Source organism: Rhodococcoides kyotonense (assembly GCF_001645385.1).
Lineage (GTDB): Bacteria > Actinomycetota > Actinomycetes > Mycobacteriales > Mycobacteriaceae > Rhodococcoides > Rhodococcoides kyotonensis_B.
The window spans coordinates 423,887-439,918 of the sequence record NZ_LVHI01000012.1 but is presented as its reverse complement, the minus strand read 5'-3'; the positions used below and the strand labels follow the sequence as shown (position 1 = coordinate 439,918).

Annotated in this window: 16 protein-coding genes; 9 read left to right on the top strand and 7 right to left on the bottom strand. The window is 65.1% G+C overall.

The genetic code is table 11. The features are described from left to right. Positions 1-85: 85 nt before the first annotated feature. From pdxH to A3K89_RS10075, 5 genes are all read left to right on the top strand, one after another. A complete protein-coding gene (gene pdxH, locus A3K89_RS10095) occupies positions 86-703 on the top strand; it encodes a pyridoxamine 5'-phosphate oxidase (RefSeq protein ID WP_068426054.1) in 618 nt (205 codons plus the stop codon). Then, on the top strand, positions 700-2,010 hold the full coding sequence (locus A3K89_RS10090; RefSeq protein WP_068424707.1) for an MFS transporter: 1,311 nt from the start codon (positions 700-702) through the stop codon (positions 2,008-2,010). The genes pdxH and A3K89_RS10090 overlap by 4 nt, the downstream gene beginning before the upstream one ends. Next, positions 1,994-2,926, top strand: a complete 933-nt coding sequence (locus A3K89_RS10085) for an aldose 1-epimerase family protein (RefSeq protein ID WP_068424704.1) — start codon at positions 1,994-1,996, stop codon at positions 2,924-2,926. Before A3K89_RS10090 ends, A3K89_RS10085 begins: the two co-directional genes overlap by 17 nt. Beyond that, on the top strand, positions 2,923-3,861 hold the full coding sequence (locus A3K89_RS10080) for a carbohydrate kinase family protein (protein WP_068424701.1): 939 nt from the start codon (positions 2,923-2,925) through the stop codon (positions 3,859-3,861). Before A3K89_RS10085 ends, A3K89_RS10080 begins: the two co-directional genes overlap by 4 nt. A 71-nt stretch (positions 3,862-3,932) precedes the next feature. After that, positions 3,933-5,231, top strand: coding sequence for a citrate synthase (locus A3K89_RS10075; RefSeq protein WP_084423690.1), 1,299 nt, complete (start codon positions 3,933-3,935; stop codon positions 5,229-5,231). A gap of 63 nt (positions 5,232-5,294) precedes the next feature. Here A3K89_RS10075 and A3K89_RS10070 read toward each other — a convergent pair whose 3' ends face one another. Further along, positions 5,295-6,089, bottom strand: coding sequence for a carbon-nitrogen hydrolase family protein (locus A3K89_RS10070; protein ID WP_068424698.1), 795 nt, complete (start codon positions 6,087-6,089; stop codon positions 5,295-5,297). Positions 6,090-6,135: 46 nt separating this feature from the next. Between A3K89_RS10070 and A3K89_RS10065 the strand changes: the two genes are divergently transcribed. Then, complete coding sequence (locus A3K89_RS10065; RefSeq protein WP_068424696.1) at positions 6,136-6,777, top strand: GntR family transcriptional regulator; 642 nt, start codon at positions 6,136-6,138, stop codon at positions 6,775-6,777. On the opposite strand, the gene A3K89_RS10060 is transcribed toward A3K89_RS10065, so the two are convergent. Next, positions 6,749-8,083, bottom strand: coding sequence for an MFS transporter (locus tag A3K89_RS10060; protein WP_068424695.1), 1,335 nt, complete (start codon positions 8,081-8,083; stop codon positions 6,749-6,751). The two genes, A3K89_RS10065 and A3K89_RS10060, sit on opposite strands and share 29 nt — an antisense overlap. Positions 8,084-8,216: 133 nt before the next feature. Between A3K89_RS10060 and A3K89_RS10055 the strand changes: the two genes are divergently transcribed. Next, the gene (locus tag A3K89_RS10055) at positions 8,217-8,891 is read left to right on the top strand and encodes a DUF2848 domain-containing protein (RefSeq protein WP_068424694.1); all 675 of its coding nucleotides are present in this window, start codon (positions 8,217-8,219) and stop codon (positions 8,889-8,891) included. A 24-nt stretch (positions 8,892-8,915) separates the two neighbouring features. Continuing rightward, positions 8,916-9,275: an FKBP-type peptidyl-prolyl cis-trans isomerase gene (locus tag A3K89_RS10050; protein ID WP_068426048.1), complete on the top strand. Its 360-nt coding sequence runs from the start codon at positions 8,916-8,918 to the stop codon at positions 9,273-9,275. Between the two features lie 43 nt (positions 9,276-9,318). Here the strand turns inward: A3K89_RS10050 and A3K89_RS10045 are convergent, their stop codons facing one another. The 3 genes from A3K89_RS10045 to A3K89_RS10035 are packed head-to-tail and all read right to left on the bottom strand — an operon-like array spanning position 9,319 to position 11,595. Beyond that, positions 9,319-10,632 carry a sensor histidine kinase gene (locus A3K89_RS10045; RefSeq protein ID WP_068424689.1) on the bottom strand — a complete coding sequence of 438 codons (1,314 nt, stop codon included), beginning with the start codon at positions 10,630-10,632 and terminating at the stop codon, positions 9,319-9,321. After that, positions 10,629-11,375 (bottom strand): response regulator transcription factor, encoded by a 747-nt coding sequence (locus A3K89_RS10040; protein ID WP_068424686.1) that lies wholly within the window; start codon positions 11,373-11,375, stop codon positions 10,629-10,631. The genes A3K89_RS10045 and A3K89_RS10040 overlap by 4 nt, the downstream gene beginning before the upstream one ends. Positions 11,376-11,388: 13 nt before the next feature. Next, positions 11,389-11,595: a hypothetical protein gene (locus tag A3K89_RS10035; protein WP_068426045.1), complete on the bottom strand. Its 207-nt coding sequence runs from the start codon at positions 11,593-11,595 to the stop codon at positions 11,389-11,391. Between the two features lie 115 nt (positions 11,596-11,710). Between A3K89_RS10035 and A3K89_RS10030 the strand changes: the two genes are divergently transcribed. Then, positions 11,711-13,054 (top strand): cryptochrome/photolyase family protein, encoded by a 1,344-nt coding sequence (locus tag A3K89_RS10030; protein ID WP_068424683.1) that lies wholly within the window; start codon positions 11,711-11,713, stop codon positions 13,052-13,054. Positions 13,055-13,108: 54 nt separating this feature from the next. Here A3K89_RS10030 and A3K89_RS10025 read toward each other — a convergent pair whose 3' ends face one another. Together A3K89_RS10025 and A3K89_RS10020 are read right to left on the bottom strand one after the other, a co-directional pair. Next, positions 13,109-14,011: a DMT family transporter gene (locus A3K89_RS10025; protein ID WP_068424680.1), complete on the bottom strand. Its 903-nt coding sequence runs from the start codon at positions 14,009-14,011 to the stop codon at positions 13,109-13,111. Positions 14,012-14,077: 66 nt separating this feature from the next. Then, entirely contained in the window at positions 14,078-15,931 is a 1,854-nt protein-coding gene (locus tag A3K89_RS10020) for a propionyl-CoA synthetase (RefSeq protein ID WP_068424677.1), read from the bottom strand. Positions 15,932-16,032: the final 101 nt, after the last annotated feature.

Below are 16,032 nucleotides of genomic sequence, written 5' to 3'. Positions count from 1 at the left end.
GAGCTTGCCTGGTCAGCACTGTAACCCGTCGTACCCGGGAGTAACGTTCGGGTACGTGCAGAATGAGCAGAAGCCTCTGGCGGACATGAGGGTCGACTACCGCCAGGACACCGATCTCGACGCTGATCAGCTGGTCGACGGCTGGTTTCCGGTGGCCCGCGCGTGGCTTTCCGACGCGATTGCCGCCGAGATTCCCGAGCCCAACGCGATGGTGTTGGCGACCGTCGACGAGGCGGGTCGTCCGTCGACGCGCACGGTCCTCTGCAAGGACCTCGAGCGGGACGGTGTCGTCTTCTACACGAACTACGAGTCGGACAAGGCCACTCACCTGACGCGGACACCGTATGCATCGGTGACGTTCCCGTGGATCGGGATAGCGCGCCAGTTGTCCATCAGAGGGTCTGTGGAGAAAGTGTCGGCGGAGACGACGGCCGAGTACTTCGCGACGCGTCCGCGCGGATCGCAGCTCGGCGCGTGGGCGTCGGCGCAATCTCGACCCATCGGCTCGCGCGCGGAGCTCGAACAGGCGCTCGCCGACGTCACGACGCGGTTCGACGGCGAAGAGGTTCCGGTACCGCCGAATTGGGGTGGTTTCCGGCTGATTCCCGACACCGTCGAGTTCTGGCAGGGTCGAACCAGCCGTCTGCACAACAGGATTCGCGTCACCGTCGCGAACGCGGTGGTGGAGCGGCTTCAGCCGTGACGGAAGCGCTGAAGAAGAAGAGCAAGCTTCGCGGAGTACTCGCCGACACGACACCACTGCAGAACAAGGCCTACCGACGCCTGTGGGTGGCGAACATCGTCACCGTCATCGGTGCGCAGCTCAGTATCGTCGCTGTGCCGCAACAGATCTTCGAGATCACCCGCAGTTCGGCATACGTCGGTCTGACGGGTGTCTTCGGCCTCGTACCGTTGATCGTGTTCGGGTTGTGGGGCGGGGCGCTCGCCGACGTCATGGATCGCCGCACGCTGTTGACCATCACGACCGTCGGCTTGATCTCGACGTCGACCCTGCTGTGGTTGCAGGCGTTCGCAGATCTGAACAACGTGTGGGTCGTGTTGTGCCTGTTGGCCGTTCAGCAGGCGTTCTTCGCGGTGAATCAGCCGACGCGCAGCGCGATCATTCCCCGGTTACTGCCCGGAGCGCAGTTGCCTGCGGCGAACTCGTTGAACATGACGGTGATGAACTTCGGGGCCATCGCCGGTCCGCTGATCGCGGGCACGATGATTCCGCTCGCGGGTCTGCAGACGCTGTATCTGGTCGACTCGATCGCCCTGTTCGCGACGCTGTGGGCCGTGATCCGATTGCCGCGTATCCCACCGGCGGAGGCCGGGCGGAGGGCCGGATTACGTTCGGTCGTCGAGGGTTTCACGTACCTTGCGACGCAGAAGGTGTTGCTCGCGTCGTTCGTCGTCGACATCATCGCGATGGTCTTCGGGATGCCGCGCGCGCTGTTCCCGCAGATTGCGCACGACACGTTCGGTGATCCGGCGTCGGGCGGCCTGGTTCTCGGCTTGTTGTTCGCGGCGCTGTCGGCGGGTGCCGTTCTGGGCGGTGTGTTTTCGGGATGGCTCCCGCGCGTCGAGCGGCAGGGGCTTGCGGTGATCGTCTGCATCGTCGTGTGGGGACTGGCGATGGTGGGGTTCGGCGTCAGCGTCGGGATGGCGACGAGCGGCGGCGTCTCGGTCGCGCTGTGGATCGCCCTTGCCTTCCTCGCGCTCGGCGGTGGTGCGGACATGATCTCGGCTGCGTTCCGGTCGACGATGCTGCAGCAGGTCGCCACCGACGACATGCGCGGCCGTCTGCAAGGCGTGTTCATCGTGGTGGTGGCGGGTGGTCCGCGTATCGGCGACGTCCTGCACGGGGCGAGCGCCGCGATGGTCGGTACTGCGGCCGCGGCTGCAGGTGGCGGCGTTCTCGTCGTCGTCGGTGTGGTGATCGCAGCCGTCGCACTTCCGGCATTCATTCGATATCGAGTCACGAGGGTGGACAATGGACACCATGGCTGACGAACGGAATTACGTGCTGACGAGCGGTCGATACCGCGCCGAAGTCGCCTCGACCGGTGCCGGTCTGCGCTCGCTCGAGTTCGACGGCGCGCCCATGACCGAGACGTGGGAACTGGGGAAGAAGCCCCCGCTGTCGGCCGGTCTCGTGCTCGCGCCGTGGCCCAACCGCGTCGCCGACGGCAAGTTCTCGTTCGGCGGAGTCGACCACGAGCTCGACATCACCGAGCCTGCGCGAGGCAACGCCAGTCACGGGTTCGTCCGACGCGTCGACTGGACGCTCGTCGACCACTCCGATTCTCGCGTCGAACAGTCGGTCGACGTCGGTCTGCACAAGGGGTGGCCGTACCGGATCACGCTGACGGTGACCCACGAGCTGACTGACGACGGTCTGGTCGTGACGGCGTCGGCGACCAACGCCGGTGACGTCGACGCGCCGTTCGGAATGGGCTTCCACTCGTTCGTACGCGTCGGTGACGTGCCTCTGGACGAGTGCACGCTCGAGCTGTCCGCGGGCACACGGTTGCAGTTGGATCCGGATCGAATGCTGCCTCATGGTCCTTCCGTACCGACCGCGGGCACGGACTACGACTTCACCACCGCCAAGTCCCTGAAGGACGTCTGGCTCGACACGCCGTTCAGCGCCGAAGTTCCCGACGAGGACGGCAAGGCACGCCACGTATTGTCGGGTCCCGACGGCGCCGCCACGGTGTTGTGGACCGATCGCGAATTCGATTGGATTCAGGTGTTCACGGCCGACCCCAAGAACGACCAGGCCTATCCAGACCGTGGTCGGGCGCTCGCCATCGAACCGATGACGTGCCCGCCCGACGCGTTCAACTCGGGGATCGATCTACTGGTACTGGAGCCGGGCAAGTCCTGGACCGGTTCGTGGGGAATGGAGCATCGCGCCGCATGACGATTCTCGTGTGTGGAGAGGCACTGGTCGATCTGGTACCGGTGCACGAAGGACCGTTGCTGGCGCCGAAGCTCGGTGGTGGCCCGTTCAACGTCGCCGTCGCGATCGGACGCCTGGGTTCGAAGGTCGCATTCCTCTCGCGGGTGTCGACCGACCCGTTCGGCGACCAGATCTTGGAGAGTCTGCGCGGCGCAGGCGTCGACACGTCGTGGGTTCAGCGCGGCGAGGAGCCGACCACGCTGGCGATGACGACGCTCGCGTCGGACGGCAGTGCCCAGTACTCGTTCTACGCGGACGGCACCGCGGATCGTCTCGTCCAGGATCCGGGCGACATCCCGGACGACATCGACGTTCTGTCGTTCGGCACGTTGTCGCTTCTGTACCAGCCGGGTGCGTCGGTGTACGCGAACCTGCTGAAAAGAGCGCACGCCGCCGGCAAGCTGACGATGCTCGACCCGAACATCCGGCCTGCCGCCATCGACAGCACGAGCGGCGACATCACCGCCAACGAGTTCCGCACGCGATTCAGATCGTGGCTTCCCGACGTCGACATCCTGAAGGTCTCGGAGGACGATTCGCACTGGCTCGGGCTCGGAACCGAGGGGACGACGGTCGACGACTGGCTCGCCGCGGGCGTGTCGGCCGTCGTCATGACGCGCGGCGGCGACGGTCTGTCGGTGTTCCGGGCGTCGGAAGAAATCTCTGTTCCCGGCGTGGCCGTCGACGTGGTGGACACCATCGGCGCAGGTGACACCGTGCACGGGGCTTTACTACAGTTTTTGAATGAAGAGACCATTGTCACATCCAGCGCCGTTCGTGACATGGGTAGGGAAGATTGGGAGCGAGCACTGAGCTTCGCTGCTCGGGCAGCTGCCATCACGGTTTCTCGCCCGGGTGCCGACCCTCCGTGGGCGTCCGAGGCGCCGAGAGACTAGTTTCTCTATCGACGTAAAGAACTGTCCGATTTAAGTACGTGTCCGTTACATGAGTTCGAGAGGGACCATTCGTGCCCGCTGAGAATGACGCCAAAGCCACCCTCACCTACCCCGGTGGCGAATACAGCATGTCCATCGCCAAGGCCACCGAAGGCAACGATGGCATCGAACTGGGAAAGCTGCTGGCTACGACCGGTTACACGACTCTCGACGGTGGGTTCGTCAACACCGCCTCGACGAAGTCGGCCATCACCTACATCGACGGTGACAAGGGAATCCTTCGATACCGCGGGTACCCGATCGAACAACTGGCAGACAAGTCCAGCTTCATCGAGGTCAGCTACCTGCTGATCTACGGCGAGCTCCCCACCGAGGATCAGCTCGAGACGTTCACCGACAAGATCCGTCGGCACACCCTGCTGCACGAGGACCTCAAGCGGTTCTTCGACGGCTTCCCGCGCAACGCGCACCCGATGCCGGTGCTGTCCAGCGCTGTCAACGCGCTGTCGGCGTACTACCAGGATTCGCTGGATCCCAACGATCCTGCGCAGGTCGAGCTGTCCACGATCCGCCTGCTCGCCAAGTTGCCGACCATTGCGGCGTACGCGTACAAGAAGTCCGTCGGCCAGCCGTTCCTGTACCCCGACAACTCGAAGAGCCTCGTCGAGAACTTCCTGCGCCTGACGTTCGGCTTCCCGGCCGAGCCCTACGAGGTCGATCCCGAGATCGTCAAGGCCCTCGACATGCTGCTCATTCTGCATGCCGACCACGAGCAGAACTGCTCGACGTCGACGGTTCGTCTCGTCGGCTCGTCGGACGCCAACCTGTTCACGTCCATCTCGGGCGGCATCAACGCTCTGTGGGGCCCGCTGCACGGCGGCGCCAACCAGGCAGTTCTCGAGATGCTCGACAAGATCAAGGCCGAGGGCGGCGACGCCACCGACTTCCTGCGTCGAGTGAAGAACAAGGAAGACGGCGTGAAGCTCATGGGCTTCGGGCACCGCGTCTACAAGAACTTCGATCCGCGCGCGACGTTGGTCAAGGAAACTGCGCACAACATCCTCGGCAAGCTGGGCAACGGTGACGAGCTCCTCGACATCGCCCTGAAGCTCGAGGAAACCGCGCTCACCGACGACTACTTCGTCGAGCGCAAGCTGTACCCGAACGTCGACTTCTACACCGGCCTGATCTACCGTGCGATGGGCTTCCCGCCGCGCATGTTCACGGTGTTGTTCGCGATGGGTCGCCTCCCGGGCTGGATCGCGCACTGGCGTGAGATGCACGAGGATGCGACGACGAAGATCGGCCGTCCGCGTCAGATCTACACCGGCTACACCGAGCGCGACTACAAGGATGTCGCTTCCCGGTAGAGCTACGACGAAGGCCGCCCACCCTGTCCGGGGTGGGCGGCCTTTTCCGTGGGTTTCGAAAGGTCAGAACTGGCGACGGTTGGCCAGCACCGGCAGCTTCTTCCGGACGCCGTCCAGGACCGCGGTGTCGATGTCGACGGTCAGCATGCCGGGCGTGGCGTCGAGCTCGCCCATGACCTCACCGATCGGGGAGCTGACGACCGAATGTCCGACGCCGAGGGGTGCGGTACCCGCGGTTTCCTCGGGCTCCGGCTGGTCGCAGGCTGCGACGAACGCCGTCGAGTCCAGCGCACGTGCGCGGGCGAGCAGCGACCACTGCTCGACCTTGCCCGGGCCCGATCCCCACGATGCCGCGACGATGATCAGTTCGGCTCCGAGGTCGCCGAGCTTCTGGAACAGCGCAGGGAAGCGGACGTCGTAGCAGGTGGCGAAGCCGACCTTCACGCCGTCGATGTCGACGACGAGCGGATCCTGACCGGGTGCGACGGTGTCGGACTCGGCGAACCCGAACGCGTCGAACAGGTGAATCTTGTCGTAGCCGGCGTCGACGCCGTTGCCGGTGACGAGCAGCGTGTTGGCGACGCGCTCGGAGTCGGCGGGGGTGAACATGCCCGCGACGATCGTGATGCCGTGACGCGCCGCGATCTCGCGGACGGAGTCGGCCCACGGCCCGTCGACGGGCTCGGCAATCTCGCGCAGGGGAAGGCCGAAGCGTCGCATCATGGCCTCGGGGAACACGACGAGCGACGACCCGGCCGCTTTCGCGGCCTCGGCATGGGTGTCGATGATCTTCAGATTCTCCGACGGGTCGGCCCCGCTGTTGACCTGGGCAAGGCTGATTCGGACGGTGGTGCTCATGGGAGAACTCCTGGTTTCATCTGGCGCCGGCAGGTATACATATCGTATGCAATCGCTGTCGGGTAGGGACAAGGCTTACGTCTTCGTGCGTGATCAGGTGCTCACGTCGCCCGCTGCGACCGGCACCTTTCTCAACGAACAGGATCTTGCGACGCGAATCGGCGTGTCTCGCACGCCCGTTCGCGAAGCCCTGCTGATGTTGCAGGCGGAAGGTCTGGTCGAGATGGTACCGAAGCGGGGCGCACACGTCCCGGCCATGTCGGGACGTCAGATCAGTGAACTGATGGATCTGCGCGGTGTCCTCGAGCGGCACGCGGCGACGACGTCGCTGCGTGCCGGGAACGTTCCGGCGTCGGCGATGCGGTCGATTCTCGTCGAGCAGGAAGATCTCGCCGACAACCGAACCGACGACGCCGCAAAGGATTTCATCGATCTCGACGGAAAGTTCCATCAGATCCTCGTCGACGCGGCCGGAAGCGAGCTGCTGTCGCGGACGTATGCGGGACTTCGGGCCCGACAGTTGCGCGTCGGGCTGACTGCTCTGTTCTCGGCGGCCGATCGTCAGCGCAACGTGTGCACCGAGCACGAGGCCATCGTCACCGCGTTGGAAGGCGGTGACGAGGGCCTCGTGCAGCGAGCGATCGACGATCACCTCGAGGTCACACTGCAGATCCTGCTGCGGGCGTAGCGTTCGCAATCACGTCGTGGTCCTCTTCCTCGGCACGATCGGGGTTGCGGCCCAAGGCGAGTCCGAGGACGGTGAGTGCGCCGACGACGGCGATGTAGCCGACGATGAGTACCCAGCTGTCGGTCTTGTCGAGCAGGAACACGAAGATCAGCGGTGCCATCGCGCCACCGAAGACGCCTGCGATCGTGTAGGCGAGCGAGCTACCGGTCGAGCGCAGACGTACCGTGAACTGCTCGGTGACGAACGCAGCCTGCGGTCCGTACATGAACGAGTGGAACGCGAGTCCGACGACGACGCCGAGAATCAGCAGCGGCAGCGAGCTGCCGCCGATCATCAGGAAGAAGATCGCACTCCACACGACGCCACCGACCGCCGCGACTCCGTAGACGAGGCGACGGTTGATGCGGTCGGAGATCGCGCCTGCCAGCGGAATGAGTCCGAGCTGGAACGCGGAGCCGATGAGGATGGCGGTCAACACCTCGCTGCGGGCGAACCCGAGCTTCTGGACGCCGTAGGTGATGGAGAAGACGGTGAACAGCGCGTAGATGACGTCGGGAGCGATGCGCGAGAGGATCGCGGCGACGAGCGGACGCAGCTGCGTCTTGAAGACCTCGCTGATCGGAGCTTCCGAACGGTCGCCGCTTTCCTGCAGGGCCTTGAAGACCGGGGTGTCCTCGAGCTTCAGGCGGATCCACAGACCGAAGCCGACGAGTACTGCCGAGAACAGGAACGCGATACGCCAGCCCCAGGATTCGAACTGGTCCTCGGTCAGAGCGATGGTCAGTGCGGCGAGAGCGCCGTTGGCGAGCAGGTTGCCTGCAGGCGGGCCGATCTGGGCAGCCGACGACCAGAAGCCGCGCTGCCGCGGGTTGCCGTATTCGCTGGACAGCAGCACGGCGCCACCCCACTCACCGCCGACGGCGACGCCCTGAGTGAAGCGCATCGTGACGAGCAGGATCGGCGCGACGATGCCGATCGTGTCGTAGCTGGGGATGAGACCGATCAGGAACGTCGTGACGCCGATCAGCAGCAGCGTGATCACGAGTAGTTGCTTGCGTCCGATGACGTCGCCGAGGCGACCGAAGACGAATCCGCCGATCGGACGGGCGATGTAGCCGACCGCGTAGGTCGAGAACGCGAGCAGGGTTCCGGTCAGCGGATCGCTGTCCGGAAAGAAGATGATGGGGAACACCAAGGCGGCGGCAGCCGAGTAGACGGCAAAGTCGTACCACTCCAATGCCGTCCCGGTCAGGCTCGCGGCGAATGCCCTCGCCAGGCCTTTCTTGTCGACTGTCTGCGCAGTCATGGCAACTCCTTCGCTGTGCTTGGAATCACGCGGATCCGTTGAACGGTCTCCATACTTGCTGTATACAAGACGTATGCGCAAGCTTTTCGGCGTATTGGAAACAAAAAAGTAACGGGAAGAGGTCCTTAGGCTCATGCTCACTTTCACGCTGCCCGACGGCACGACCGAAACCGTCGAACCACTGAATCTTCTCAACGCGGGATACGCGGGCCGCAACCAGGAAGAGGTTGCGCACCACATCGCCGAGCTGGCCGAACTGGGTGTTCCTGCGCCGACGGTCACTCCCGCGATGTACCCGATTTCGCCGTACCTGGCGCAGCAGACCGACACCGTTCACGTGCAGCACGGCCGCACGTCCGGCGAGGCCGAGTGGGCACTCGTGATTCTCGGCGACTCCGAGGACGACGTCCTGCTGACGGTCGCCTGCGATCACACCGACCGTGACCTCGAGGTCCACAGCGTCGCATGGAGCAAGAACGCGTCTCCCGACGTCCTCGGCCTGGGCGCATGGCGTTTGTCCGATGTCGCCGACCGCATCGACGACATCACCCTGAAGGCATGGGTCGGCGATACCCCGATTCAGACCGGATCACTCGGCGATCTGCTGGCTCCGAAGTACTGGCTCGACGTTCTGCGGGAGCGCGGCCTGTTCAAGCGCGGCACCATCCTGATCTCCGGCACGATCTCGATGCACCCCGGCGTCGACCAGTTCGCCGACACGTGGAAGGTCGAGATGACCGACCCCGCTACCGGCAACGAGCTGACCTGCGCATACGACGTGATTCGCATGGCTGACCCGATCGGCTGACCTGCACGACGTAGGGTGGGTTCCGTGACGAAGCCAATTATCGAGTTTCAGGCCGGCCCTCCGCCCACCGACCTCGTCGTCGTCGACTTGGTCGAGGGTGACGGCGCGGAAGCGGTCGCCGGCGGCAATGTCGAGGTCCACTACGTCGGCGTCGAGTTCGACAGTGGAGAGGAGTTCGACTCGTCGTGGAACCGCGGCGAATCGATCCAGTTCCCGCTGCAGGGTCTCATCCAGGGATGGCAGGACGGCATCCCCGGCATGAAGGTCGGCGGACGGCGTCAGCTGACCATTCCGCCGGAGCTGGCGTACGGTCCTGCAGGTGCAGGCCACCGTCTGTCCGGCAAGACCCTCGTGTTCGTGATCGATCTGCTCGACGTCAAATAAGTGCGCTTCGCGCCCGTGCGCGGATAGTCGGTCCAGAGGCCGACTATCCGCGCACGGGTGGCGCAGCCGCACTCAGTTCCATCACCAACCTGGCCCCGCCGAGCGGGCTGTCGGTGAAATAGGCTGTGCCGCCGTGTAATTGAGCCTGCTGTTCGACGAGGGCGAGTCCGAGACCAGACCCGCCCTTCGCGGCGGCCGCTCCCCGGTAGAACCGCTCGAAGACCGCGTCGCGTTCGTCGACGGGCACGCCGGTTCCATCGTCGTCGACGGTGAGTACGACGCGACCCTCGTCGCGGCGAATCGCGAGAACGAGGTTCTTCGCGTCGCCGTGGCGAATGGCGTTGACGATCGCGTTGTCGACGGCCAGACGCAGGCCCGCAGGAAAGCCGCGCATCGTCACCGACGGTTCGGACTCGATCCGCACCGTCAGATCGGGGTGTTGACGCATCGCGTCCTGCGCTGCGACGTCGCAGATGTCCACGATGTCGGTGTCGACGCGGTCGCTGTCGTCCTGCAGTTCACCCGACGCCAACTTCTCCAGAGCGCCGAGCGTCGTCTCGACGCGACCCTGGGTTCGGTCCAGATCACCGAGAATCTCCTGCTGCTGCGCGCGTTCCAGATCGAGGGTCCGCAGCACTTCGATGTCGGTGCGCATCGCGGTCAGCGGCGTACGAAGTTCGTGTGCGGAGACCGCAGCGAAGTCACGGGCGGTCGCGAGCGCGTCGTTGGTGCGTTCCTGCGCGTCGTTGACGCGCTGCAACATCCCGCCGATGGCCGTCGCCAATTCGTCGGCCTCCTTGACGCCGGTCTTCGTGTCCGGAGGTAACGGCGGCTGCGCGCTCACCTGACGGGTCAACGTCACGAGAGGTTTCACCGCTCGACCACCGAAGATCCACCCCAGGCCAGTCGACACGGCAATCGCCCCGAGTCCGATGAACAGGACGAGGCGCTGCTGCTCGTCGGTCACCTGCTGCGCCTCGATCGCAGGCACTCCGATGGCGATGGACAGATCGATCAGCGACGTCGTGGTCGTGGTGTACACGCGGAATCTCTGGCCGCCGACGTCGACGGTCTGCGAACCTTCGGGCAGGTCGGGCAGTTGGATCGGGGTGGATGCACGGATGGTGTCACCGGTGCGGATGGTGACGGCGAACGCCGACGACAGCTGGTTCAGGAACGTTTCGAGCACTGCGGTGTTCGGAACCAGGGCCTGGGACGCGGTCGTCAGCCTTTCGTCGAGCTGGTTGACGTTGTTGCGCGAGATGGCCACCGACGTGACGACCGCGAGCGACGCGACGACGATGGTCGCGCCGAGCGCCGTGGCGGCCGCGACACGAAGGCGCAACGACAGCCTCACGACGCGTCCCTGAGCACGAATCCGACGCCTCGAACCGTGTGCAGGACGCGGTATGCGCCGTCGACCTCCATCTTTCGGCGCAGATATCCGACGAAGACGTCGACGACGTTGGTGTCGGCGACGAAGTCGTAACCCCACACCAGCTCGAGCAACCGCTCACGCGTCAGGACGACTCCTTTGTTCCGTGCGAGCACCGCGAGCAGTTCGAATTCACGTTTGGTGAGGTCGAGCTCCCGGCCCTGGCTGTGGGCCCGGTAGCCGGGGATGTCCACCGACAGCGGCCCGACGACGATTTCCGACGACGAACCGCCACCCGACGGCTCTGCCACCGGCGCGACCGCGCGTCGTCGCAACATCGCTTTGACGCGGGCGACGAGTTCGGCGAGGACGAACGGTTTGGTGAGATAGTCGTCAGCCCCGTTCTCGAGGCCGGAGATGCGGTCGTCGACGGACGAGCGTGCGCTGAGCACGCAGATGGGGACGTCATTACCCATCGCGCGCAGCGCCTTGACGACGCTCGCTCCGTCGAGGACGGGCATGTTGATGTCGAGGACGACGACGTCGGGTGACTGGCTGGCGACGACGCTCAGAGCGGCGGCGCCGTCGACCGCGGTGATCACCGTGAATCCGGACAGGCGCAATCCGCGCTGCAGTGACGACAGAACGTCCTCGTCGTCGTCGACGACGAGGACGGTCGCGGTGCTCTCGGTCGCTGCGTGGTTGCTCGGTGCTGTCTCGGACACAGCCCCATTGTGCCTAGGCAGCCCAACTGTCGACGGTCTTCTGCCGTTCCTCGGGCGTTTGTGCGAAGAACTCCTCCAGGGCGCTACGACGCGTCGCGTCGGTGTCGAGCGACCAGGCGACCGTCGGCGCCTGCGAGTACAGGGCCTCGTAGTACTTCTCGAAACTGCAGGTGCTGTTCACCAGAGACTGCGCTCCCGGGAACCTCGGCGTGGTCTTCATGATGTGCTCCTTTCCTTCTCGTTCGTGCGTGTTTCCCAAGCTAGGGGCCGATTCTGCGGCGACTGTGAAGCAAGATTGGCGTTTCTCTGAGAAACCGGCGGGTATGTATCGGGCCATGTCTGTCATGTGGTTTCGACGCGATCTCCGACTCGACGATCTGCCCGCTCTCGGTGCCGCGTCGGAGTCGGGTGACCCGGTCCTCGGCCTCTTCGTGCTCGACGACGCACTGCTGAAGCCGTCGGGTGGTCCTCGTCGCGACTTCCTGTTCCGAAGCCTGTCCGCGCTCGACGAGCAGTTGGACGGACGTCTGCTCGTCGTCAAGGGTGATCCGGCGACGGTGGTGCCGAAGGTCGCGAAAGCCGTCGACGCCGACGAGGTCCACGTCAGCGCCGACTACGGCCCGTACGGGCGGGAGCGGGACGAACGCGTCGGGAAGCGGGTGTCGTTGCACGCGACCGGCTCTCCGTACGCCATCGCGCCGGGGCGAGTGACCAAGGACAACGGCGAGCCGTATCGCGTGTTCTCGCCGTATTTCCGGCAGTGGATGAACCATGGTTGGCGCGGACCGGCCGAGACGTCGGAGAAGACCGCGACGTGGCTCGACCCGTCGGACGTGTCAGGCCTACCGCGACGAGCGAAGATCCCGACCGAGAAGGATGCGTCGGAGGCGCCCGCGGGGGAGAAGGCGGCGCTCGACGAGTGGAAGGAGTTTCTGGGTCGGATCGAGGGTTACGACGACGAGCGCAACCGCCCGGATCTCGATTCGACGAGCCGCATGTCGGTGTACTTGAAGTACGGCAACATTCATCCGCGCACGATTCTGAAGGACCTGTCGACACTGCGCAACGAGGGAAGTGCCGCGTATCGACGGCAGATCGCGTGGCGAGACTTCTACGCGGACATCCTGTTTCAGCGACCGGACAGCGCGCGAGAGAACTACGACAAGAAGTTCGACGGTATCGATGTCGACTCCGGCAAGCACGCCGACATCATGTTCGAGGCGTGGAAGGAGGGCCGCACGGGCTTCCCGATCGTCGACGCCGGAATGCGTCAGCTCGCGTCCGAGAAGTGGATGCACAACCGGGTGCGGATGATTGTCGCGTCGTTCCTCGTCAAGGATCTACACCTGCCGTGGTGGCGCGGCGCCCGGTACTTCATGAACCAGCTCGTCGACGGCGACCTGGCCAACAATCAGCACGGATGGCAGTGGACCGCGGGCACGGGAACGGATGCGTCACCGTACTTTCGCGTGTTCAACCCGATCACGCAAGGCGAGAAGTTCGACCCCGCAGGCGATTACGTGCGTCGCTGGGTACCGGAGTTGCGCGGCATCGAGGGCAAGGCGGTGCACGCCCTGAAAGGCGGTCGGCCCAAGGAGTATCCGGAGCCGATCGTCGATCACGGGCACGAACGTCAGGTGGCGATCGTGCGGTTCAACTCGCTACCTCCGCGGGAGTGAAGCCTGCGGAACGACCCAATTATCGCCGGGAGTGAAGCCTGCGGAACGACCCGATCAACGCCGCCGTGACAGCCCGACTCCGACGAGGCAGACGACTCCACCGAGGACGGCGAGGTAGTGCGGGACCTCGCCGAGGAGCGCCCAGGCCATGAGAATCGTCAGCGGCGGGACGGCGTACGTGGTGACGCCCAGTCGGCCGGCGTTCATACGTGACAACGCGAAAGCCCACGTACTGAACGCGAGTGCCGTCGGGACGAGGCCGAGGTAGATCAGTCCGCCGGTGGCGCCTGTCGATGCGTGGCTCAGGTCACCCAGAAGCGCGGGTAGGAACGGCAGAGTGCACAGCGCGCCGATCGCGCAGGCCATCCACGTCACCTGCAGGCCGGGAATCGTGCGGAGCACCGGCTTCTGGCTCAGTACGCCGATCGCGTACGTGACGGCCGAGACGAGGCACAGCGCGATTCCGAGGGCGTCGGCGTCGGTCCTGGTGGTGTCGGTCGTCGTGACGGCGGTGACGACGCCGACCATGACGGCACCACCGAACGCGACGGCGGCACCGATGACGAGCCATTTCGGAAAGCCCTCGCCGAGCAGCAGTCCGGCGAACAGGGCCACCAGGATCGGGCCGATCTGGATGAACATCGATGTCGTGCCCGCGTCGACCCGTTGCTCGGCGGCGTTCAGCGCGACGTTGTAGATCGCGAACCAGAACACTCCGACGCTGAGGATCTGCAGCCACTGTGTTCTGCTCGGCCGCACCCATGTCCTCCGGACGAGCAGGACGAGTCCGAGCGCGACCGTGCCGATGAGCAGACGCCCGAGCGCGAGAGGTCCCGCGCCGAACGACGTTCCGACGCCGCGGATCGCGACGAACGCCGACGCCCACGACAGCACGGTGATCGTGACGGCGCCGAGAGCGAGGAGGTCGGGTTTCGGGCGGGTGTCGAGCTCGGTCATAAGGAGAAACAGTAGGCGACGCCGTCACCCGTGCGTGCGAATGTGTAGAGGGGTATACATTCCCACTCACGAGCGGCGAAGCCGCTCCGCCAACGCGTCGAGCACCGCCGGATCCTCGATGGTCGACGGCACCCCGTACTCCTCACCCGCGACGATCTGACGCATCGTCTTGCGCAGGATCTTGCCCGACCGGGTCTTCGGCAGCGCCCCGACGACGGTGACGTCACGGAACGTGGCGAGTGCACCGATCTGATCGCGCACCATCGCGACCAGTTCGTCGCGTAGCTGGTCCTCCTCGATCGTCTCACCTGCTTTCAGCACGACGTATCCGCTCGGGCGCTGGCCCTTCAGGTCGTCGTGAATGCCGATGACGGCGCATTCGGCCACGGCCGGGTGACTCGCGACGACGGCTTCCATCGAACCCGTCGACAGCCGATGTCCCGCTACGTTGATGACGTCGTCGCTACGACCGAGCACGAACACGTACCCGTCGGCGTCGATGTATCCCGAGTCGCCGGTGAGGTAGAAGCCGGGGAACGTGTCGAGATAGGAACGCTGGAACCGTGATTCGTCGTTCCACAGGCCCACCAACGTGCCGGGCGGTAGCGGCAGTTTCACGACGACGTTGCCTTCGGTGCCCGCCTCGACGGGAGTGCCCGTCGCGTCGAGAATCTCGACCTGGAAGCCGGGAACGGGGACGGTCGCCGAACCGGGTTTGATCGGAAGAGGTTCCAGCCCACGTAGATTGGCGCAGATGGCCCAGCCGGTCTCGGTCTGCCACCAATGGTCGACGACGGGACGATTCAGCGTGCGGCTGATCCACTCGTACGTATCGGGGTCGAGGCGCTCGCCGGCGACGAACAGCGTCTCGAGCGACGACACGTCGTACTTCTCGAGTTCCGACGCGTGCGGATCGACCTTGCGGATCGCGCGCAGAGCCGTCGGCGCCGTGAACAGCGCTCGCACACCGTGATCGGCGATGACGCGCCAGAACGCACCCGCGTCGGGAGTTCCGACGGGTTTGCCCTCGTACAGAACCGTGGTCGCACCGGCGAGCAGCGGGCCGTAGACGATGTACGAATGTCCGACGACCCATCCGACGTCCGACGCCGTCCACATCGCCTGGCCTGCTCCGACGTCGTAGATGTGGCGCATCGACCACGTCAGTGCGACGGCGTGGCCCCCGTTGTCGCGCACGACGCCCTTCGGCTTACCCGTCGTTCCCGACGTGTACAGGATGTACAGCGGATCGGTGGATTGCACCGAAACCGGTTCGGCGGCAGACGCGTCGGCGATCTCGGTGTCCCAGTCGAGCCAGGCGTGGTCGGCGGGAATCTCGTCGCGTTTTTTGACGATGACCGTCGTCGGAGAGGACAGAGACAGGGCCTTCTCGACGATCGGAAGATATTCGACGGTACGTCCCGGCTCCAGACCGCCCGACGCGGTGACGATCAGCTTCGGCTTCGCGTCGTCGATACGCGCGGCGAGTTCCTTGGCAGCGAATCCACCGAACACGACCGAGTGCACGGCACCGATCCGCGCGCACGCCAGCATCGCGACGACGGCCTCGGGGATCATCGGAAGGTAGAGCACCACCCGATCGCCGCGAGTGACGCCGTGTTTCGCCAGAACACCCGCGAACGTGGCCACCGAGTCCAGTAACTCCGCGTACGTGTAGGAACGCTGGGTGCCGACCATCGCCGAGTCGTAGATCAACGCCGTCCGATCACCGTGACCGGCCTGGACGTGGCGGTCGAGCGCGTTGAAGCAGGTGTTCAGCCGACCGTCGGGGAACCAGCCCGCGCCGTCGTACGCCCTGCTCGGCGGCGCGTCCCACGTGACGCTCTCGGCCGCATCCAGCCAGAACCCTTCGCGATCGGTGATGCTGCTGTCGAAGCTCTTCCGGTACTCGCCGCTCATGAAAACCACACTAGTTGCGGATACGCGCAACTGGTTGCACATTGTCAGGCCGAACTGGCGGGATCCCGTGCACATGGCCCGATAATGTGCACTCAGTCGCG

What these genes read in the sequence shown, in the direction of transcription:
- pdxH (WP_068426054.1), top strand. Translation starts at nt 86, where the DNA reads ATGAGGGTCGACTACCGCCAGGACACCGATCTCGACGCTGATCAGCTG.
- A3K89_RS10085 (WP_068424704.1), top strand. Translation starts at nt 1,994, where the DNA reads ATGGACACCATGGCTGACGAACGGAATTACGTGCTGACGAGCGGTCGA.
- A3K89_RS10080 (WP_068424701.1), top strand. Translation starts at nt 2,923, where the DNA reads ATGACGATTCTCGTGTGTGGAGAGGCACTGGTCGATCTGGTACCGGTG.
- A3K89_RS10070 (WP_068424698.1), bottom strand. Translation starts at nt 6,089, where the DNA reads ATGAGCACCACCGTCCGAATCAGCCTTGCCCAGGTCAACAGCGGGGCC.
- A3K89_RS10065 (WP_068424696.1), top strand. Translation starts at nt 6,136, where the DNA reads ATGCAATCGCTGTCGGGTAGGGACAAGGCTTACGTCTTCGTGCGTGAT.
- A3K89_RS10060 (WP_068424695.1), bottom strand. Translation starts at nt 8,083, where the DNA reads ATGACTGCGCAGACAGTCGACAAGAAAGGCCTGGCGAGGGCATTCGCC.
- A3K89_RS10055 (WP_068424694.1), top strand. Translation starts at nt 8,217, where the DNA reads ATGCTCACTTTCACGCTGCCCGACGGCACGACCGAAACCGTCGAACCA.
- A3K89_RS10035 (WP_068426045.1), bottom strand. Translation starts at nt 11,595, where the DNA reads ATGAAGACCACGCCGAGGTTCCCGGGAGCGCAGTCTCTGGTGAACAGC.
- A3K89_RS10030 (WP_068424683.1), top strand. Translation starts at nt 11,711, where the DNA reads ATGTCTGTCATGTGGTTTCGACGCGATCTCCGACTCGACGATCTGCCC.
- A3K89_RS10025 (WP_068424680.1), bottom strand. Translation starts at nt 14,011, where the DNA reads ATGACCGAGCTCGACACCCGCCCGAAACCCGACCTCCTCGCTCTCGGC.
- A3K89_RS10020 (WP_068424677.1), bottom strand. Translation starts at nt 15,931, where the DNA reads ATGAGCGGCGAGTACCGGAAGAGCTTCGACAGCAGCATCACCGATCGC.